The sequence below is a fragment of the Sphingobium mellinum genome, assembly GCF_037860795.1.
Taxonomy (GTDB): Bacteria; Pseudomonadota; Alphaproteobacteria; order Sphingomonadales; family Sphingomonadaceae; genus Sphingobium; species Sphingobium mellinum.
Map to the genome: position 1 here is coordinate 54,193 of NZ_JBANRK010000014.1, position 17,719 is coordinate 71,911.

Below are 17,719 nucleotides of genomic sequence, written 5' to 3' on the forward strand. Positions count from 1 at the left end.
GAAGCGCTCGCGCCAGTCTTGTCCGAGAAGGCTGCGCTCTTAGGCCAGCGCCTCCGCATCATCGTGGATCGGGATCGCCGGCCCGCCACGGTCAACCGGATCACCTACGAGAATGGCGAATTTCGCGCCCCGATAATAAATATCGGGTCGATGCCAGGCGCGGGTCACGATGAGGACCGTCCCGTCGATCTCGACGTGCTCGCCCGGCTTGGGAGAGCGCGCGAAGTGGAAACTTCCTCGGGGCGCTGCCGAGTTTCGGTCATGCCCGGCAAAGACGTCAATGAGCATTTCATCCTCCTTCATTCTGTTGGGATGCTTTTGGGCGCGGGGTAGTGCCAGAGCTCGCCCTGGCCGCACGCGGCGCGATATTGCCGTTCGGCAAATTGCCAGTTCGCCAGCTTGTCCCACCAGGCGGTGAGCCAGTTGGCGCGATCTTGCCGATAGTCGATGTAGTAGGCGTGCTCCCAAACGTCGCAGGCGAGGATCGGTGTGATGCCGTCCTGTAGAAGGGGTGTGCCTGCATCGTGCGTCGATAGCACTTCCAGGCCATCCCCGCGCGCGACCAGCCAGACCCATCCGGAGCCGAAATGACCGCTGCCTTCCGTGATGAAGCGCTGCCGTAGCGATGCGACGTTTCCGAAAGCGGAAGCGATTGCGCCTGCGAGCTGCCCCGAAGGGGTTGAGGCGATTGGGCTCATGCTCTCCCAGAAGAAACTGTGGTTCCACGCCTGGGCCGCATTGTTGAACAGACCATGGGCGCGGCTGCCGTGGGCAATCCTGATGATCTCTTCGAGAGAATGCGCGGAGAAATTCTCCTCCGAAAGCAGGCGATTGAGCGTCTCGACATAGCGCGCGTGGTGCTTGCCATGGTGGATTTGCAGCGTTTCTGCGGAGAGGACTGGCTGCAGCTCCCCGACGCCATAAGGCAGCGCTGGTAGCTCGAAAACCAACTGATTGGAGTCGGGGGAGGAAAGCGTTGCGCTCGAGCTTCGATTAGCCATGATGGATCTCCTTGAGAGCAGGTGAGGAAAAGGTCCGGTCTGGCCGGAAAGTGAGCACCAGAGCATCGCGCCATCCCGGACGATCGCTGTCGGCGGCCGTGATCGGGCTGACGCAATGTTGCAGGCGGCTATCATCGAGGAATACGCCGTCTCGCGGTTGCGAGAGGGTGACTTCCGTCACGAAGCGGCCATCTTCTGTGATTGTTGTGACCCCGCCCGCGACATTGTGTCGGCCAACCAGCATCATCAGAACAGCGGACACACCGTCCCGATGCAGGCCCTCGGGGGTCGGGTGCCCGGCTTCCATCGCATCGGCCGCGATGCGAAATTGATGCATCTCAGCGTGCCATGCGGGCTCGGTCCAGCCCGCCAGCGCGCCTGCAAGCGCTTCTCCGATTTGGAGCAGATTTATTGTTACGGGATGGTTGCCAATCGCTCGCTCGACCGGAGAGAACCAGCGCACGAAACCACCGTTCAAGCGATTGTGTTGGCGGCTTTGATAGTGCGGTTGATGGCGTTTGCGACTGATTGATCCCTCTTCGAGATGGAACGCTGCAAACCGCCGCCGCCGGTAGCCGCCACCGTCTCCCATCCAGCAATCGGGATCCAGCCGGTCCCAGCTTCGAGCAAATGTGGTCCAATCGGAGAAGCCGACTGGAATCGGGCCTGCGTTCCACTCCGCCGGTGATCCGCGGAGGTAGCCATCCGTTTTTAGCGTTTCGATCCGCGCGGTTGCCGGGCAGCATCCAATGGGCGGTCGGATGGGCGCTGGAAGAACACTGTTCAGATCAAACGCCATGGGCCAGTTCCGCCATCTTCGCGCTGAGCGCGGCGATGCAAAGCGCGATCGCGTCGCGCTCATGGATGCCGGCCCATTCGCCATGGGCGCCGGCGACTGTGGTTCCACGCTGGTCCGGCTCGATCCAGCACCCCAGCGGGAGAAGCGTGGAGGCGGCCATTCGAGAAGCCGAATAGCGCAGCGCGCGCACGCGTGTGCCGTCGGCGTGCGTCCAGATACCCTCTTCGACGGCGGCAAGCTCGCGAAGGCCAGGAAAGACCGCCAGGGCGATTTGCGAATCGAGCGCACGGCTTGGCGCCACAGCGCGCTGGCAAGTGGCAATCGCGGCGGCGAGAGCAGTTCCGCCGAACTCCGTTTCGCCGACCGGGGACAAGGCACATGCGCTCATGGCATGCTCGCCTTGCTGGTGACGGCGTGACCGCAGGCCATAGCGTTGCGAACGGGCTCGCAGATCTCCTGCAGGAGGCCATCACCTATCGCGTAGACCCAGCCATGGAGTGTCAGTTCCACTCGCCGTGCCCAGGTGCCGCGTACAAGCGGGTTCACCGCGAGCGCCTCAACCTGGGCGACGACGTTGCGTTCACAAAGATCATCAGCCTCATCCGAGCCCGGTGTGGCCATGTGGCTGTGGGACCGGCAGAGCACCCGAACCGGTGCAAGCCAGCTCTCGATGGCGTCATGGGTTTCCGGACCCATCGCCGCCTGGATGCCGCCGCATCCGTAGTGGCCGACGACGATGATATGCTTCACCTCGAGAACCTCGACGGCGAACTGAAGGGCGGCGGCGAAGTTGGGATCATTCGCGATCGCCAGGTTGGCGACGTTGCGGTGAACGAACATTTCGCCAGGGTCGAGATCGACGATTTCGGTCGCCGGCACACGGCTGTCCGAGCACCCTATCCAAAAGTAGCGTGGCCGCTGCTGGCCGACGAGACGACTGAAAAAACCGGCATCGACGAGGGTCTTGGCCGAAGCCCAAGCACGATTCCGGGCGAACAGGGAAGGGAGGCCCTCGGCACGTGGACCAGTGGCACCGGTTTTCTCTTCCTCGCTCGCCCGGGACCACCTCATTGCCCGGTCTTTTGCAGATCGACGATCCTCAGATAGGGCTTGAGGGTCTTGTACCCCTGCGGAAACTGGCGCGAGGCCTCCTCATCGGACAGTTTGGGCGAGATCACGACCGGTTGTCCGGGCTCCCAATTGACCGGCGTGGCAATGCTGCGGGCATCGGTGAGCTGGAGACTGTCGATGGCACGCAGGATTTCCGGGAAATTGCGCCCCGTCGAAGGGGGATAGGTCAGGATCAGGCGAATCTTGTGCGCCGGGTCAATGACGAAGACCGAGCGTACCGTGACCGTCGGGTCGCTTTCCGGGTGGATCATGTCGTAAAGCTTCGAAACCTTGCCGTCCGGGTCAGCGATCATCGGGAAGTCGAGCTTTGCCCCTTGGGTCTCCTCGATATCGAGTTCCCATTTGTGGTGGGCTTCGACGGGGTCGACCGAGAGTCCAATTGGCTTCACCTTGCGTTTGTCCCATTCGGGGCGCAGCTTCGCGACTTCGCCGAGCTCCGTGGTGCACACCGGTGTGAAATTCTTGGGATGGCTGAAGAGCACGCCCCAGCTGTCACCCAGCCAGTCGTGAAAGCGGATGCGCCCTTGCGTGGTGTCCTGTTCAAAGTCGGGGGCGATCTGCCCAAGTTGAATGGTCATGGAGACTCCTTCATGCTGTGCACCCAATGTGGTTCAGCTGCGTCCATCAAACAAACGAATGTTATGAATGGTTTTCCGCAATAATATTGCGGTTAATCTGAGGATGCTCGCCGGCCCCGCCATCCCGTCGAGGAGCGCGAAAGGGAGCGCAAAGCACACCATCCTCCCCGCGGACGATGCCGATCGGCCGCACAAATAAGCCTGCGGTCTCGATCGCGATCGCGTTCGCGGCTCTCAAGGAACGGACGAAGGCGCCGCACGCACTGCCGATCCGATCCTGCTCATTTTTGGCCTTCCCTCACGATTTGTCTCTTCTCCCAGGCGAGGGTTTGGCCGGGGATTTGGCACGCGGAGTTTGAGCCTCCGCCGATGGCGGGTCGGCTCTCCATCCGCATTCCGGTGGCCAGATCATCGTGACGTCGAAAGGCGGGGGTACTTCCTTGAAGCGTGCCCCGGCATCGCGATGCGCCTGGCTTTCAGAGTCCATCGCGATGAGAATCCCTGCGGCGACCGCCACGAAGAACACCATGATCGCAAGGAACGCCTCGTCGCTGATGGCGCCGGCGTCGTGGAAGCAATACAGCATCACGCCGATCCCCAGGATCATTGCCCCCAACGCGGCGAGAGCCGTCCAGAATTCAACTCTAGGTGGCGGTGGCGGCGGTTCGGGTCGGAAAGATCCTAGCGGCTTCATCTCGGTCTCGGCCCGAATGCAGGCCGGCCTCCTGGCGATGGTTCGACCATGGCGGTCTCTCCTTGTGATCGCATCATCAACCCGGTTGCATCCATCAAGCAAACGAATATTATTGGGCATTGAGCATAAGGATTTTGTGGGATGGATATCAGCGTCGCGCGCACCTTCCTCGAGGTCGTCAAGACAGGCAGCTTCGTGAGCGCTGCTGCCAATCTCAACCTCACCCAAACCGCGGTCAGCGCCCGTATTCGCGTGCTTGAGGATCAACTCGACCGCCCTGTCTTCATCCGCAACAAGGCCGGCGCAAAACTGACTCCCGCTGGCGAGCAGTTCCTTCGCTTTGCGACGACTCTTGTTCAGGTGTGGGAGCGTGCACGCAAGGCGGTTGCCTTGCCTCCGGGCCGAGAAACCGTGGTGACGGTCGGCGCGGAACTCAGCCTGTGGAGCCCGCTGTTGCGGCATTGGCTGCTGTGGATGCGCCAGCAGTGCCCCGAGATTGCCGTGAGCACGCAAATTGCTTCGCCCGAGAGCCTGATGGAACAGGTCCAGGACGGTACGCTCGATGTTGCCGTGTTGTATGCGGCACCGAGCCGGCCGGGGATCATTGCCGAGCTCCTGTTCGAAGAGAAGCTCGTCTGTGTGCGAACAACCCCCGTCAGCACGCCGCTCGCGCCTGAAGACCATGTGCAGATCGATTGGGGCGATGAATTCGCCGCAAGCTATCAGGCGGCCTTCCCCGACCACCCCAACGCGGTCGTTTCGATCAGCTACGGCCCGCTGGCCTTGGACTATATCCTGGCAACCGGCGGCTGTGGCTATTTCCGGATGGGCTTCATTCGCTCCTATCTCGAAGAAGGACGTCTCGCGCTCGTGCCGGGGAGTCCCGAGTTTTCCTATTCAGCCTATGTCGTCCATTCGACCAAGGCCGATCCCGGCGTGATGGACAAGGTTCGCGCTGGACTGCACGCGTCGGCGGCGCTTGCTGCATGACCGACGACCTCTCCTCGCCCCCTTGCTATGCGGAGAGCGCCGACGATGTTTACATGGGCTTCGCGGCCGGTGACGAGATCGTTGCGGCCCTGAATGAACTGCTGGAAGCTGAGCGGGCAGGCGCGCGGGTTGCGCTTGCGAGCAGCAAGGGCGCGGCTGAAACGCCATATGGCGTGCTGATGACGACAGTCCGCGCGGACGAAGCCCGGTGGTGTGCGATGCTCTCGCGGCACCTCAAGCAGCTTGGCGCGATGCCGTCGGGCAAGACGGGTGCCTTTTACGCAAAGGCCATGACCATTCCTGGAGCTCTCGACCGACTCGCCTTTCTAAATCGCGGGCAAGCCTGGGTTGTGCGAAAGCTCGAGGCACTGGCGCCGCGTGTGCGGGACGATGCCCTGCATGGCGATTTGCGCGAGATGTTGGATAGCCATCGTATCAACATCGACCGTGCATCCGCAGTCTTGCAGGCAAACGTGGCCCCGAAAAAACGGCGGTGAGTCCCCGGACCGAGAATCTCAATCAAACTCCAAGAAACCGGAAAGGCGCTGACCGGATGCGGTCTGCGGGTCCCAATGCCCAGGGGAGATCACCGGTTTGTCAAACCACGCATCGCCTCGCGATCGGTCAACAGGTCAGAAATCTTGTAGGAATCGAAGACGGCCATCATCGCCTGCACTCCCTGCGCGAGGACGCCCGTAAGACCGCAGGCGGGCGACAGCGCGCACCCCGCACAATCCGCGAGCTGAAATCCTTCCTCGGTCGTGCGGACGACCTCTCCGACGGTAATTTCATTTGCAGGACGGGCAAGCTGCATACCTCCTGTGCGCCCTCGAACGGTCTCGATGAAGCCGCTGTGTGCTAGCGCATTGACGACCTTCATCAGGTGATTGTGGGACAGGTCGTAGGTGCGAGAAATTTCGCCGATCGAACAAAGGCGATCGTCGTTGAGCGCCAGGTGGATCAAAACCCTTAGCGAATAATCCGTGTAGCGCGTGAGCCGCACACAGCTCTCCTAGGAGGGAAGTCAATAGACCATTATACCTGTATATTGAAGACATGTTAAGCGCCGATGCTGGCGCGATTTTCGCGGATAGCCAAGCTTGGCTATCCGGTTGCTGCATCTAGATGCTTCGTCGACACCCACCCTATGAACGGTCACAGGCCGCGTGCCGGGTCATGACTCTCGATGGCATGACGCTCCATAGCGTGCCCTGTGGATCGTCGCGCTGCGCAGGTCAGAGCGGTCGGTCCTCATCGTTCAAGATGCGTTCCGCTGCACCCGTGACGTCCTCATATTGTCCGCTTCTGAGCGCCCAGAAGAACAGGGCGAGCCCCAAGCCGCCAAGTGCGAGCGAGATGGGAATCAGATACCAAACGACGTTCATGTCGGGCGGGCCGGCGGTGGGCGGCGCAAGAAGCGCGGGTTCAGGCGCAGAGCGTTCGCGACGACGAGGATTGAGGAACCTGACATCGCCAGCGCGGCGAGAAGCGGTGTGACATAGCCCGCAATGGCGACCGGCAAGGCCACGAGATTGTACAGCGCCGCGAAGGCGAAATTCTGGCGGATCAGGCGATCTGCAACGCGAGCGATCCCAATCGCATAGGGCACGCTTTCGAGATCGGGATGGAGGAACACGAAATCCGCCGCCTGACGCCCGACGTCGGCGGCGTTGCCAGGCGCGATTGAAACATGCGCCGCGACGAGCGCGGGCGCGTCGTTCAGGCCATCGCCGACCATCAGTGCCTTGTGCCCGTCCTGGGCAAGCGATTCCAGATAGGCGGTCTTCTCCGCGGGGAGCAGTCCCGCCTGGACCGTGGCGATCCCGAGTTTGCCTGCAACCGGAGCGACCGCTTCACGGGTGTCCCCGGACATGATCTCGAGATCGTAGCCGCGAGCGCGCAGCGCAGTTACGGCCGCTGTTGCGCCCGGTCGCAATTCGTCCTCGAATGTGAACCTCTGCGCGAGCCTGCCATTGAAGGCCAGCACGGTCCCGCCGAGATCCGGATGCGCATTCTCGCCGAGCGCCCATCCGCTCCGCCCGAGGCGCCACACGTCGCCGCCGATCCTGGCTTCAAGACCGAGCCCCGCGCGCTCGACAATGCTGTCGAAGGCGATATCGGCGGGCGCAGCCGCAACGGCGAGCGCCTGGGCGTAGGGGTGACGTGAATTCGCACCGATCTGGGCAGCGATGGCCAGATAGGCCGGATCCGGGGCGACGTCGCGGTGCAATCGAGGCCGTCCCGACGTCAGCGTACCGGTCTTGTCGAAGACGACCGTATCGACCTCGACGAGCCGCTCCATGGCAGATCCGTCCTTGACCATGATGCCATGCTCGAAAAGCACCCGAGCGGCGACGACCTGCACCATGGGAACGGCGAGACCCAGGGCGCAAGGGCAGGTGATGATAAGCACCGCGACCGCGATTGTGAGCGCGCGGTGCCAGTCGCCGGTGGCCAGCAGCCACCCGAAAAAGCTCAGCAGCGCCGCGCTGTGGACCACGGGAACGTAGAGGCTGGCCGCCCGGTCCGCGATGCGCCGGAACTGCGTTCGCCCGCCCTCCGCCGCCTCCATGAGCCGCATCATCTCGGCAAGGAAGCTCTCTTGCGACGAAGCCGTGGCGCAGATGGTGAGCGGCCCCGTCAGATTGAGCGTACCGGCACGCAATCGGCTGCCTGCGATGACCTGCTCCGGCAAGCTCTCCCCGGTGACCAGCGCGGCGTCGATATCCGAGCGCCCCTCGAGTACGACCGCATCGACCGGGATACGGTCGCCCGGTCGCAGAAGGATGGTCATGCCCGGCTCGAGCTCTTCGGTCGCGAGATAGGCCCGGCTGCCGTCGGGCGTGACGACGGTGGCTCCATAGGCTGCAAGGCGCCCAAGCCCCATCACGGCCGTTCGCGCCTTCTCGCGCATCACATGGTCGAGGGTCCGGCCGATGAGCAGAAAGAACAGGAGCGAGACTGCCGCGTCGAAATAGGCGTGAGGCAATCGCTGGATCGTATCATAGAGGCTCATCGCAAAGGCGAGAAGCACGCCAAGCGAGATCGGCACGTCCATGTTGGTCTGACCGCGCCGTAGTGCCTGCCAGGCCGACTGGAAGAAAATCCTGCCTGAATAGGCCAGCGTCGGCAGCGCGATCGCGGCCGACAGCCAGTGGAACAGCTCGCGGGTCTCGCCGGCGGCGCCGGACCAGACCGAGATCGAAAGCCCCATGATATTCATCGAAGCGAACCCGGCGACCGCCAATGCCCGGATCAACAGGCCGAGCTGGCGATCCTTTGCTTCCGTCTGCGCCTCGTAGAGGTAGACGTCGTAGCCGAGCCCGCTCAGGGTTTCGCCGAGCGGCGGCGGACCCTCGCTTTCCTGCCAGTCCACGGCCACGCGCCGGGTCGAGAGGTTGACGCGTGCACGCGCCACTCCGGGCAGATGGCCGAGCGCGTCCTCGATCTTGCGGATGCACCCACCGCAGCTAATGCCGGGGACGGAAAGATCGGTATGCAACAGGCCCGTGTCGACCTGCCGGCTCGCCAGAAGAATTTCCTCGGCCGACAGCCGGGTCAGGGCGGATGCTTCTGTCACGGTATCAACGGACTTCGCGGTAGGCATGCCAGGTCGCATGGCCCAGCCACGGGAAAACGATGATGAGGCCGACAAAGCCCGTTCCGACCGACAGGAGGAAGAGGACAAGCACCAGGATGCCCCAGACCAGCATAGCCTTCAGGTTGTTCCAGACCAGCACCCAGCTCGTGCCCATGGCCGTCAACGCATCGACCCGCTTGTCCAGCATCATGGGAATGGAGAAGGCGGAGATCGCGAAGGAGAATGCCGCAAAGAGGCCGCCGATGAGCGTTCCCACGACGAGCATGGCGATCCCCGTTGCCGTGGTAAACAGCATCGGCGTGATGTGATCGAGGCCAGGGAAAGGCCGCACGCCGAAGAACAGCGCGTAGATGATGACCGCCGCGCGCATCCACAACAACATGACTCCGCACAGCAGCGCTCCGGTGAAGAGAACCTGACCGCCTGCGCGTGCATGGGGCAGCAACATCTGTCGCAGCGAAACCGGCTGCCCGAGTTCGAGCGCGCGGCTCTTGTCGTAGAGGCCGATGGCCAGTGCCGGTGCGAATACGAGAAAACCCGCGATCGCCGGGAAGAGCGCAAAATCCCATGCCAGCCAGATCAGCCCGGCAACGATGCCCGCGGAAAGCAGAAAGACGAACAGGCCGTAGAGCAGGCTTGGACCGGGATTGGTGGCAAGATCGCGCCATCCGTCGCGCAACCACCCGAACGCAGCCCCGGGTGCCAGGTCACGGGCGTAGCGTTGCTCGATCGGAAGCGGGGGAACGACAGGCGGGATCGTGGTCATCATCTTCTCCCGATCATCTCAGCACGACGACTTGGCGGCACCGAACACACCAACGGCCTTCTGGGTCCCGTCGTTCCTGGCGTGCTCGACGCATTTGGGCTCGGACGTCGATGCGACATAGACGAGATGGGCATTGGCCAGCAGGATGGCACCCAACGTCGTGATCGCCAGTGTGACGTAAAAGCCGCGCGAACGGGGGAGCCTCATGGCTTGCCGCCCTTGTCGAGCAGGAACACAGTGAGGATCTTGCGGTCGATCGGGCTGAGGCGATGCTCCCATGCCGGCATCTCGCCTTGCCGGCCGTTGTAGATCGTCGTGTAGATCGTTTCGATATCGCCGCCGTAGAGCCAAATTCGATCGGTCAGGTCGGGCGCGCCGACCTGCGGATTGCCGCGCCCCTGATCGCCATGGCAGGCGACACAATTTGCGGTGAAGACGTCCCGGCCCTTGGCGACCGATCCTGCTTTGCCTTTCGCCCAGGCGGGATCCGACAGGGTTTTCACATAGTCGGACACCGCCAGGACCGCATCGTTGTCCAGGATGCCGTCCTTGCCGAAGGCGAGCATCTGGCCGACGCGGGTCTCCTTGCTCGCCGGGCTGTTGATTCCGACCGCAATCGTGCGCGCGACCGTGTCAGGAGCGCCGCCCCACAGCCAATCCCGGTCGGTTAGGTTTGGAAATCCGGCGTTACCGGTCGCATTCATGCCATGGCACGCGGCGCAGTTGTCTCCGAACAAGCGATGGCCGTCCTCGCGCACATTGGCCATGAGGTTCGGATCGGCCTTGATTTGGTCATAGCTCATCGCCGCGACCTGCCGCGTCCAGGTGGATCGCGCGTCTGCGGCTGCCGCCACGCGCTTGGCGACGATCGCCTTCTGATCGTTGTCCAGCAACCCGCGGGTATAGGTCTTGCCGAGCGGCCAGGCCGGCATGAGGACCCAGTAGCCGACCGAAAACAGGACGGTCAGGATGAGGAAGAACCAGACCGCCTTGGGAACCGGCGTATTGAGCTCCTTGATTCCGTTCCACTCGTGGCCGGTCGTCATGTGCCCGCTATGAGGATCGCGCTCGGTTACCGCCACGGCTTGTCCTCGTCTTCGATGATGTCGCGTGCCGCCTTGTCGAAGCGGTTCCTGTTGGCCGGCCAGCAGGCGTAGAGGAGGGCCACGCCCGCCATCGCGAGCAGGTAGAATAGTCCGAAGGATTTGGCGAAGCCGACGAGCGTTTGATGGTCGATATCCATCTGGTCCTACTCCTTCGGGGCCGGCGCCGGCTGCGCGACGTTGCTGAGCTTGCCGAGGACCTGGAGATAGGCAACGAGGGCATCCATCTCCGAGGTCGTCCCCTTGTCGCCGTCGAACCCGCGAATTTGCGTTGCCTCGCCGTAGCGCTTTACCAGGCCGGCTGTATCGTCGTCGGGCGAGGCCTGCGCCACCGCGTCGGCGGGTGCATTGGCGATCATGTCGTCGGTATAGGGCACGCCGACGGCCCTGAGCGCGCGCAGATCATCGCCGAGATACTTGGTCTGCAACTGATTCTCGTTCAGCCAATTGTAGCGCGGCATGATCGATTGGGGGACGACGTCACGCGGATTCTTGAGGTGCGCGGTATGCCACTGGTCGGAATATTTCCCGCCGAGGCGCGCAAGATCGGGTCCTGTTCGCTTCGACCCCCAGAGCATCGGGTGATCGTATTTGGACTCGACCGCAAGTGAGTAGGGTCCGTAGCGCTCGACCTCATCCTGCAGCGTGCGGACCATCTGTGAATGGCAGGCGTAGCAGCCCTCACGAATGTAGATGTTGCGGCCGGCGAGCTCGAGCGGCGTGTAGACCCGCATCTTGGGGTCGCTCTCGACCGTATCATCAATCGTGAAGAGCGGCGCGATCTCGATCAGCCCGCCGATGCTTGCGACGACCATGATGGCTACAGCCAGCATGATCGATTTGCGTTCGATGCGGTAATGGGTTCCGAACATCGGCGCTTATTCCGCAGGCTGGAGGTTGGCGGGGAGGGGCGCGTCGCCCGAGGGGGCCGGTGCGCTGGACGGTCGGCGGATCGTCATCCAGATATTGTAGCAGCCTACGATGGCCCCGATCAGGAAGAGCAGCCCGCCGATCGCGCGCGCCACGTAGTAGGGGTGCATCGCAATCATGCTGTCGAGGAACGAGTAGGTCAGCGTCCCGCTGTCATTATAGGTCCGCCACATCAGGCCCTGGATGATGCCTGAGTTCCACATTGCGAAGACGTAAATCAGCGTCCCGGCGAGTGCGAGCCAGAAATGGACCTCGACGAGGGCAGGGGAATGCATACGCTCGCGCTTCCACAGCCACGGCACGACGGCATAGATCGATCCGAAGGTAATGAGCGCGACCCAGCCCATCGCCCCAGCATGAACGTGCCCGATCGTCCAGTCGGTATAGTGCGACAGCGCGTTGACCGAACGGATCGCCATGAACGATCCTTCGAACGTCGAAAGGCCATAGAAAACCGCGGCCATCATCATGAACCGCAGCGTCGCATCGTCCCGGACCTTGTCCCAGGCGCCGTTGAGCGTGAGGAGCGCGTTGGCGGCGGCGATCCATGACGGCACCAGCAGCATGACCGAGAAGGTCATGCCGAGCGTCTGCACCCATTGCGGCAGAGCCGTGTAGTGGAGGTGGTGCGATCCCGCCCACATGTAGAAGAAAGTGATGCCCCAGAAGCCGATGATCGACATCCGGTACGAATAGATCGGTCGGCCGGCGCGCTTGGGCAGATAATAATACATCATGCCGAGGAAGCCAGCGGTCAGGAAGAAGGCCACGGCATTATGACCGTACCACCATTGGGTCATCGCATCCTGGACGCCCGAGAACATTGAATAGCTCTTGGCGCCGCCAAACGAGACAGGAACCGCGAGATTGTTCACAACGTGGAGGATCGCCACGACGAGGATGAAGGCCAGATAGTACCAGTTGGCGACATAAATATGCGGCTCCTTGCGCCGCGCGAGCGTGCGGATATAGAGCACGAGATAGGTCACCCAGACGACCACGAGCCAGATATCGGCGTACCATTCCGGCTCGGCATATTCCTTCGATTGGGTGATGCCGAGGAAATAGCCGGAGATCGCTAGCAGGCAGAACAGGTTGTAGCCGACGAGCACGAACCAGGGACTGAACTGGTCGGGCAGGCGTGCGCGGGAGGTCCGTTGCATCACGTGGAAGGAGGTGGCGATCAGGGCATTGCCGCCGAATCCGAAGATCACGCCTGTCGTGTGAGCGGGACGCAAGCGCCCGAAACTCGACCAGGCGGCATCGAAGGTCAGGTCGGGGAATGCCAGCAACCACGCAACCCAGTCGCCGATGAACATGCCGAAGACGGCCCAGAGCATGGCAATGACGATCCCCGCCTTGCTCGGATCGTCGTAGTAGCTCTCCAGGCGCGCCCTGGCTGGCTCAGGCTCGAAATAGCCATTGAGCACAACACAGAATATGCCGAGGCTGAAGAGCAGCACGATGAATCCATGCGCCTGCATGGCATCCGCTCTGCTTGCACCCGCTGCAGCCATCGCCAATCCGACGAAAGCCAGGATGACGAGGATCGCCATGCTCCGCTGGCGCTCGCCTACGGTCAATCCTGAAACCACACTCCGAGTCCCTCTCTTCGGCAGGAAGGCTCGTCTAGCATTAAACAAGTATTATTCATACCTCTATTTAATAGAAGGGCAGCGCCGGTTTCGGGATAGCGCGGACATGGGGGCTCCGACCCAGCTCCGACCATTACCTCCCTTCAAAGGAGAGCGGAGAAGCGCAGCCAAGCGCGCGATAATTCCGTTACATGTTCTCTGGAGGGTCTCGACTTGGTCAAGGAGGAAGGGCCGGAATGGATCTGCACGGGCATTGGCTAGGCCGTTGTTTCGCGCGGGCCGACCTTTGTCTTGCTGCCGACATACCGCGACCGACCGACTTCGGCGCGGCGGTTCGCGCTGCGCGTCTTGAGAAGGTCTTGGCGCGATAGAATGCCAAGGACGTGGCGCGAGCCCGGATCGATGATCGGAATCCGGCCAATTCCCGATTCGATGATGAGATCGGCGACCACCCCGCTTGGCGTATCGGGATAGGCGACAGGCTGCGCCGCATCTGATACCGCATCGGCAAGAGAGGTCTGGTCCCTGTTCCGGTCGATCTGCCAGCGCAGTGCGTCGGTGCGAGAGACGAGTCCGAGCAGGCGCCCTTGTGGATCGATGACTGGATAGCTGCGGTGAGCGGCCTGCGTTGCGAAATAGGCCACCGCCGCTTCCACCGACATTGATCCTGGCAGGGTAGCGGGATCGCGCGTCATGATCTGGCTTGCCTGGAGCAAGTCGAGCGGATCGACTGTGTATTCCTGCAGGATATGTCGTCCTCGCCGAGCGATCTTTTCGGTGAGAATCGACCTGCGCATCAATAAGACGCTGATCGCATACGCGCTGCCGGCAGCCGCTATGGTGCAGGGGATCGCATTGAATTGCCCGGTTAGCTCGACCGCGAAGATCGCGCCGGTCATCGGCGCGCGCATGGCTCCGCTCATGACGCCGGCCATTCCGATCATGGCCCAGAACCCCGGATCGCCGGGTAGGAATTGACCAAGCAGGAAACCGGCCGCGCCGCCCAGAATGAGGAGGGGGGCCAGCACGCCGCCGGATGTTCCAGATCCCAGGGCGACCAGCCAGACCACCGCCTTAACCATGAGAAGTGCTGCGACCACCTTGAGCGGCAGCGACGCATTGAGGAGGGCCTCGATGCTTGCATAACCGGCGCCCAGCACATGCGCGTCAATCAGACCTCCCAGCCCAACGACGATCGCGCCGATGGCCGGCCACCACATCCAGTGGATCGGCAGCCGGTGGAAAAGATCCTCGATGCAGTACAGCGAGGTCGACAAGATCGCGGCCATAAGTCCCACCGCCAGCCCGATGCCGGCCGAGGCGAGCAGGGACCAGCTCGCCTGCGCTACCATCGCCGTCATGGGAAACATTGGTCCGGATCCAAGCAGCAGCGGACGCCAGGCCAGGGAAATGAGCGCCGCGACGACAACCGGCACGAAGCTGCGCGGCTTCCATTCGAAAAGAAGCACCTCAACCGCGAGCAATATGGCGGCGAGCGGGGTGCCGAATATCGCCGTCATGCCAGCCGCTGCGCCGGCCACGAGCAGTGTCTTGCGTTCCGCGGCGCTGAGATGAAAGCATTGGGCGAAGAGCGAACCGATTGCGCCGCCGGTCATGATGATCGGGCCCTCTGCGCCAAATGGTCCCCCGCTACCGATCGAGATCGCCGAAGAGATCGGCTTGAGAAGCGCAACCTTCAGGGACAGCCGGCTTTCGCCGAACAGGATCGTTTCAATGGCCTCAGGAATGCCGTGGCCCCGGATCTTGTCCGACCCGAAGCGCGCCATCAGGCCGACAACAAGGCTGCCAATGACGGGGATTACCACCACTATCCAGCCGACGGATGCGTCGGTGATGAGCGAGTGATCGGCGGATAGGCGGCCAAACCAGAAAAGGTTGGTCGCGACCGCGATCAGCTTGACCAGGACCCAGGCACCGAGTGCGCCCCCCGTTCCAACGACGATCGCCATGGCCGCGAGCATGATCATGCGGCGGTCGACGCTATGATCTCCGAGTTGACGACCTTCGACAGCGCGCGGGGGTGTGAGCGACATGAAACCTGTTTATTCCTATAAGAGACGCGTCGGCCATTATATCGTAGAGCGATATAATTCAATTGCAGGAGTCCATATTGAAGCAGAGGCACAAACCACTCCGTGATGCCGACTATGCGGCGCTTGCCTCGTTTCGCCATGCCATCCGCCGCTTCCAGGCATTCAGCGAAGCCAAGGCGGTCGAGCTTGGTCTGACGCCGCGCCAGCATCAGGCGCTGCTCGCGATTCGAGGCTGCGATCCCGATCTGGCGACTGTCGGTTACGTTGCCGAGCGCCTCATCCTGAAGCCGCACAGCGCCACCGGTCTCGTCAACCGCCTCGAGGCGCTGGCGCTGATTGTCCGTGAGGCGGCCACCGATGATCGCAGGCGCGCCCTTCTGCGGTTAACCCCGAAAGCCTTCGATCTCTTGGACGAGCTGTCAGCAGTCCATCGGGAGGAAATCAAACGATTGGAGCCGCTCTTTGCTGAAATCTTCGCCCAGCTTGGTTAGCAGATAGAAGCAATATTTATGCGCTGAATGAGCAATAACATTCATTTGCTTTATGTGATCGCCATGCGCACATCTGATTGACCAGTTTGAAAGACGCTTCGCGACAATAGCGCCCGGAGAGGATTCTGCGTCAGCAGGCCGGAGCGCGGGAGGGAGCAGACGGTCGAGGACGAGCGCATGACGCAAATAGGAAATCCAGGGAATCCCCTGACCTTGGAGCAGTGGCGGTTGGTCGAGGAACTGACTCGGTCATTGCTTCCGGCGCACGTACTCTGGCTCAGCGGATATTTCTCCGGGTTAGACGTCGGCCTGCGGTCGCCCCCTCTGCAGCCGGCGTCTTCCAATGCAGCCGCCCACCGCGCGCTCACTGTTCTCTACGGCACCGAAACTGGAAATGCTGCGGAACTCGCCGGCAACTTCGCTGCTGCCGCCACAGCTGCCGGCCTCGTTTGCAAACTCGTCGATATGGCCGACTACAAAATTCGCCAGCTCTCCCAGGAGCAGGATCTGCTGATCATCGTCAGCACTTATGGCGAGGGCGACCCACCTCAACCCGCCACTGGCTTCTTCGAGTTCGTCGAGAGCCGAAAGGCGCCCAAGCTTGAAGGCGTCCGGTTCGCGGTCCTCGCCCTGGGCGATTCCACATATGAATACTATTGCCAGGCCGGCAAACGGCTCGACCAGCGGTTTGAAGAGCTGGGTGCGCTGCGCCTCGCCCCCCGCGTCGATTGCGATGTGGACTTTGAGGAGGCTGCCGAGACTTGGATAGCTTCCATCATAGGGCAATTGGCGAGCGCCGCGCCATCGGTTCCCGCGAGCGTCGGTCCGGCAATCCTCGGCGTCGGCGCCGCGACCCCGGCCGTCCATGACAAGCGCCATCCCTTTCCGGCACCGATCGTCGAGAACATCGCCATCGTCGGGCGTGGGTCCTCGAAAGAGACCCGCCATATCGAGTTTTCGCTCGCGGGATCGGGCCTCGTTTACGAACCCGGGGATGCTCTGGGCATCGGCGCGTCGAACGACCCCGCGGTCGTCGCGGCTCTGCTGGAGGCGCTCGGCATTTCAGCCGAGGCCGAATTCGAACTCAAGGGGCAGAGTCTTTCCATGGGCGCGGCGCTGACCCACCGCTTTGAAATCACGGCCGCGACGCCCCGCTTCCTCGACTATTGGGCGATGTTGAGCGAAGCCGATGCACTCAAGCAGCTTCAAGAGGAAGATCGCGCTGGCGAGCGCTCGGTATTCCTGCGCACCCACCACATCGTCGACATCGTGCGACGCTTCCCGGTCGCGGAGCTAATGCCGCAGGGCTTCGCATCGGTATTGCGGCCCTTGCAGCCGCGCCTCTATTCGCTGGCGTCGAGCCAGTCGGCCGTTGCGGATGAAGCCCACCTCACGGTCGCCCCGGTCCGCTACAGCCTTCATGGTGCGCAGCGTAGCGGCGTTGCATCGGGTCTTCTGGCGGATCGCGCCGACGCCGATACGGTGCTTCCGGTCTATATCCAGAGCAATCAGCATTTTCGGCTCCCCGCCAACGATGCGCCCATTCTCATGATCGGCGCGGGAACCGGGGTCGCGCCTTATCGGGCCTTTCTGCAGGAGCGCGAGGCGCGCGGCGCGGGCGGTAAGAGCTGGTTGTTTTTCGGCGAGCGCAACTTCCGCACGGACTTCCTCTACCAGGCCGAGTGGCAGGAATGGCTGAGGGACGGCAGGCTGAGTCGCATGGATGTCGCCTTCTCGCGAGACCGGGCCGAAAAGGTCTACGTGCAGCACCGCATGAAGGAGCAATCACGGGCCATCTTCGCCTGGTTGGAAGAGGGCGCCCACGTCTACGTCTGCGGTGACGCTGCCAATCTCGCGCCCGATGTTCACCAGGCCTTGATCGAAATTGTCGCCCGCGAGGCGCACACCGGACGGGAAGCGGCCGAGGATTATATCCGTTCGCTCCAGGCCGACCACCGCTACCAGCGAGATGTCTATTGAGGGCCA

Annotated in this window: 21 protein-coding genes; 4 read left to right on the forward strand and 17 right to left on the reverse strand. The window is 62.4% G+C overall.

Features of this window, described 5'->3' with window-relative positions:
• Positions 1 to 39: 39 nt before the first annotated feature.
• The 7 genes from AAC640_RS13835 to AAC640_RS13865 form a co-directional block, all read right to left on the reverse strand.
• On the reverse strand, positions 40 to 288 hold the full coding sequence (locus AAC640_RS13835; RefSeq protein ID WP_340267221.1) for a hypothetical protein: 249 nt from the start codon (positions 286 to 288) through the stop codon (positions 40 to 42).
• A gap of 11 nt (positions 289 to 299) precedes the next feature.
• Positions 300 to 1,001, reverse strand: coding sequence for a superoxide dismutase (locus tag AAC640_RS13840; RefSeq protein WP_340267223.1), 702 nt, complete (start codon positions 999 to 1,001; stop codon positions 300 to 302).
• Positions 994 to 1,800 (reverse strand): 2OG-Fe dioxygenase family protein, encoded by an 807-nt coding sequence (locus tag AAC640_RS13845; protein WP_340267225.1) that lies wholly within the window; start codon positions 1,798 to 1,800, stop codon positions 994 to 996. Before AAC640_RS13845 ends, AAC640_RS13840 begins: the two co-directional genes overlap by 8 nt.
• Entirely contained in the window at positions 1,790 to 2,188 is a 399-nt protein-coding gene (locus tag AAC640_RS13850; RefSeq protein WP_340267227.1) for a hypothetical protein, read from the reverse strand. The genes AAC640_RS13845 and AAC640_RS13850 overlap by 11 nt, the downstream gene beginning before the upstream one ends.
• On the reverse strand, positions 2,185 to 2,871 hold the full coding sequence (locus AAC640_RS13855; RefSeq protein ID WP_340267229.1) for a carbonic anhydrase: 687 nt from the start codon (positions 2,869 to 2,871) through the stop codon (positions 2,185 to 2,187). The genes AAC640_RS13850 and AAC640_RS13855 overlap by 4 nt, the downstream gene beginning before the upstream one ends.
• Positions 2,868 to 3,509: a peroxiredoxin gene (locus AAC640_RS13860; protein ID WP_340267231.1), complete on the reverse strand. Its 642-nt coding sequence runs from the start codon at positions 3,507 to 3,509 to the stop codon at positions 2,868 to 2,870. Before AAC640_RS13860 ends, AAC640_RS13855 begins: the two co-directional genes overlap by 4 nt.
• A gap of 298 nt (positions 3,510 to 3,807) precedes the next feature.
• On the reverse strand, positions 3,808 to 4,116 hold the full coding sequence (locus AAC640_RS13865; protein ID WP_340267233.1) for a hypothetical protein: 309 nt from the start codon (positions 4,114 to 4,116) through the stop codon (positions 3,808 to 3,810).
• 228 nt (positions 4,117 to 4,344) lie between these two features.
• Here AAC640_RS13865 and AAC640_RS13870 point away from each other — a divergent pair, with 228 nt between their 5' ends.
• Together AAC640_RS13870 and AAC640_RS13875 are read left to right on the forward strand one after the other, a co-directional pair.
• Positions 4,345 to 5,193, forward strand: coding sequence for a LysR family transcriptional regulator (locus AAC640_RS13870; RefSeq protein ID WP_340267235.1), 849 nt, complete (start codon positions 4,345 to 4,347; stop codon positions 5,191 to 5,193).
• On the forward strand, positions 5,190 to 5,690 hold the full coding sequence (locus tag AAC640_RS13875; protein ID WP_340267237.1) for a DUF6306 domain-containing protein: 501 nt from the start codon (positions 5,190 to 5,192) through the stop codon (positions 5,688 to 5,690). The genes AAC640_RS13870 and AAC640_RS13875 overlap by 4 nt, the downstream gene beginning before the upstream one ends.
• A gap of 89 nt (positions 5,691 to 5,779) precedes the next feature.
• On the opposite strand, the gene AAC640_RS13880 is transcribed toward AAC640_RS13875, so the two are convergent.
• From AAC640_RS13880 to AAC640_RS13925, 10 genes are all read right to left on the reverse strand, one after another.
• The gene (locus AAC640_RS13880) at positions 5,780 to 6,196 is read right to left on the reverse strand and encodes an Rrf2 family transcriptional regulator (protein ID WP_340267239.1); all 417 of its coding nucleotides are present in this window, start codon (positions 6,194 to 6,196) and stop codon (positions 5,780 to 5,782) included.
• Positions 6,197 to 6,428: 232 nt separating this feature from the next.
• Positions 6,429 to 6,578 (reverse strand): cbb3-type cytochrome oxidase assembly protein CcoS, encoded by a 150-nt coding sequence (gene ccoS / locus AAC640_RS13885; RefSeq protein WP_340267241.1) that lies wholly within the window; start codon positions 6,576 to 6,578, stop codon positions 6,429 to 6,431.
• Entirely contained in the window at positions 6,575 to 8,800 is a 2,226-nt protein-coding gene (locus tag AAC640_RS13890; RefSeq protein ID WP_340267243.1) for a heavy metal translocating P-type ATPase, read from the reverse strand. The genes ccoS and AAC640_RS13890 overlap by 4 nt, the downstream gene beginning before the upstream one ends.
• Positions 8,778 to 9,560, reverse strand: coding sequence for a DUF2189 domain-containing protein (locus tag AAC640_RS13895; RefSeq protein WP_340267247.1), 783 nt, complete (start codon positions 9,558 to 9,560; stop codon positions 8,778 to 8,780). The genes AAC640_RS13890 and AAC640_RS13895 overlap by 23 nt, the downstream gene beginning before the upstream one ends.
• A gap of 18 nt (positions 9,561 to 9,578) precedes the next feature.
• Positions 9,579 to 9,767 carry a hypothetical protein gene (locus AAC640_RS13900; RefSeq protein ID WP_340267249.1) on the reverse strand — a complete coding sequence of 63 codons (189 nt, stop codon included), beginning with the start codon at positions 9,765 to 9,767 and terminating at the stop codon, positions 9,579 to 9,581.
• Complete coding sequence (gene ccoP / locus AAC640_RS13905) at positions 9,764 to 10,606, reverse strand: cytochrome-c oxidase, cbb3-type subunit III (RefSeq protein WP_340267251.1); 843 nt, start codon at positions 10,604 to 10,606, stop codon at positions 9,764 to 9,766. Before ccoP ends, AAC640_RS13900 begins: the two co-directional genes overlap by 4 nt.
• Before the next feature lie 26 nt (positions 10,607 to 10,632).
• Positions 10,633 to 10,803 carry a cbb3-type cytochrome c oxidase subunit 3 gene (locus tag AAC640_RS13910; RefSeq protein WP_340267253.1) on the reverse strand — a complete coding sequence of 57 codons (171 nt, stop codon included), beginning with the start codon at positions 10,801 to 10,803 and terminating at the stop codon, positions 10,633 to 10,635.
• Positions 10,804 to 10,809: 6 nt separating this feature from the next.
• Positions 10,810 to 11,535 carry a cytochrome-c oxidase, cbb3-type subunit II gene (gene ccoO, locus AAC640_RS13915; RefSeq protein WP_340267255.1) on the reverse strand — a complete coding sequence of 242 codons (726 nt, stop codon included), beginning with the start codon at positions 11,533 to 11,535 and terminating at the stop codon, positions 10,810 to 10,812.
• 6 nt (positions 11,536 to 11,541) lie between these two features.
• Positions 11,542 to 13,188, reverse strand: a complete 1,647-nt coding sequence (ccoN, locus tag AAC640_RS13920) for a cytochrome-c oxidase, cbb3-type subunit I (protein WP_340267257.1) — start codon at positions 13,186 to 13,188, stop codon at positions 11,542 to 11,544.
• Between the two features lie 257 nt (positions 13,189 to 13,445).
• Positions 13,446 to 15,242, reverse strand: a complete 1,797-nt coding sequence (locus AAC640_RS13925) for a chloride channel protein (protein WP_340267259.1) — start codon at positions 15,240 to 15,242, stop codon at positions 13,446 to 13,448.
• A 77-nt stretch (positions 15,243 to 15,319) separates the two neighbouring features.
• On the opposite strand from AAC640_RS13925, the gene AAC640_RS13930 reads away from it, so the two are divergent.
• Both AAC640_RS13930 and AAC640_RS13935 read left to right on the forward strand, forming a co-directional pair.
• A complete protein-coding gene (locus AAC640_RS13930; RefSeq protein WP_340267261.1) occupies positions 15,320 to 15,733 on the forward strand; it encodes a MarR family winged helix-turn-helix transcriptional regulator in 414 nt (137 codons plus the stop codon).
• A gap of 177 nt (positions 15,734 to 15,910) precedes the next feature.
• Positions 15,911 to 17,713 carry an assimilatory sulfite reductase (NADPH) flavoprotein subunit gene (locus AAC640_RS13935; RefSeq protein WP_340267263.1) on the forward strand — a complete coding sequence of 601 codons (1,803 nt, stop codon included), beginning with the start codon at positions 15,911 to 15,913 and terminating at the stop codon, positions 17,711 to 17,713.
• Positions 17,714 to 17,719: the final 6 nt, after the last annotated feature.

Excerpts from the sequence above, each read along its gene's own strand:
- AAC640_RS13840 (WP_340267223.1), bottom strand. The coding sequence starts at position 1,001 with ATGGCTAATCGAAGCTCGAGCGCAACGCTTTCCTCCCCCGACTCCAAT.
- AAC640_RS13855 (WP_340267229.1), bottom strand. The coding sequence starts at position 2,871 with ATGAGGTGGTCCCGGGCGAGCGAGGAAGAGAAAACCGGTGCCACTGGT.
- AAC640_RS13835 (WP_340267221.1), bottom strand. The coding sequence starts at position 288 with ATGCTCATTGACGTCTTTGCCGGGCATGACCGAAACTCGGCAGCGCCC.
- AAC640_RS13865 (WP_340267233.1), bottom strand. The coding sequence starts at position 4,116 with ATGATCCTGGGGATCGGCGTGATGCTGTATTGCTTCCACGACGCCGGC.
- AAC640_RS13910 (WP_340267253.1), bottom strand. The coding sequence starts at position 10,803 with ATGGATATCGACCATCAAACGCTCGTCGGCTTCGCCAAATCCTTCGGA.
- AAC640_RS13860 (WP_340267231.1), bottom strand. The coding sequence starts at position 3,509 with ATGACCATTCAACTTGGGCAGATCGCCCCCGACTTTGAACAGGACACC.
- AAC640_RS13875 (WP_340267237.1), top strand. The coding sequence starts at position 5,190 with ATGACCGACGACCTCTCCTCGCCCCCTTGCTATGCGGAGAGCGCCGAC.
- ccoS (WP_340267241.1), bottom strand. The coding sequence starts at position 6,578 with ATGAACGTCGTTTGGTATCTGATTCCCATCTCGCTCGCACTTGGCGGC.
- ccoP (WP_340267251.1), bottom strand. The coding sequence starts at position 10,606 with ATGACGACCGGCCACGAGTGGAACGGAATCAAGGAGCTCAATACGCCG.
- ccoO (WP_340267255.1), bottom strand. The coding sequence starts at position 11,535 with ATGTTCGGAACCCATTACCGCATCGAACGCAAATCGATCATGCTGGCT.
- AAC640_RS13890 (WP_340267243.1), bottom strand. The coding sequence starts at position 8,800 with ATGCCTACCGCGAAGTCCGTTGATACCGTGACAGAAGCATCCGCCCTG.
- AAC640_RS13900 (WP_340267249.1), bottom strand. The coding sequence starts at position 9,767 with ATGAGGCTCCCCCGTTCGCGCGGCTTTTACGTCACACTGGCGATCACG.
- AAC640_RS13850 (WP_340267227.1), bottom strand. The coding sequence starts at position 2,188 with ATGAGCGCATGTGCCTTGTCCCCGGTCGGCGAAACGGAGTTCGGCGGA.
- AAC640_RS13895 (WP_340267247.1), bottom strand. The coding sequence starts at position 9,560 with ATGACCACGATCCCGCCTGTCGTTCCCCCGCTTCCGATCGAGCAACGC.
- AAC640_RS13925 (WP_340267259.1), bottom strand. The coding sequence starts at position 15,242 with ATGTCGCTCACACCCCCGCGCGCTGTCGAAGGTCGTCAACTCGGAGAT.
- AAC640_RS13935 (WP_340267263.1), top strand. The coding sequence starts at position 15,911 with ATGACGCAAATAGGAAATCCAGGGAATCCCCTGACCTTGGAGCAGTGG.
- AAC640_RS13870 (WP_340267235.1), top strand. The coding sequence starts at position 4,345 with ATGGATATCAGCGTCGCGCGCACCTTCCTCGAGGTCGTCAAGACAGGC.
- AAC640_RS13845 (WP_340267225.1), bottom strand. The coding sequence starts at position 1,800 with ATGGCGTTTGATCTGAACAGTGTTCTTCCAGCGCCCATCCGACCGCCC.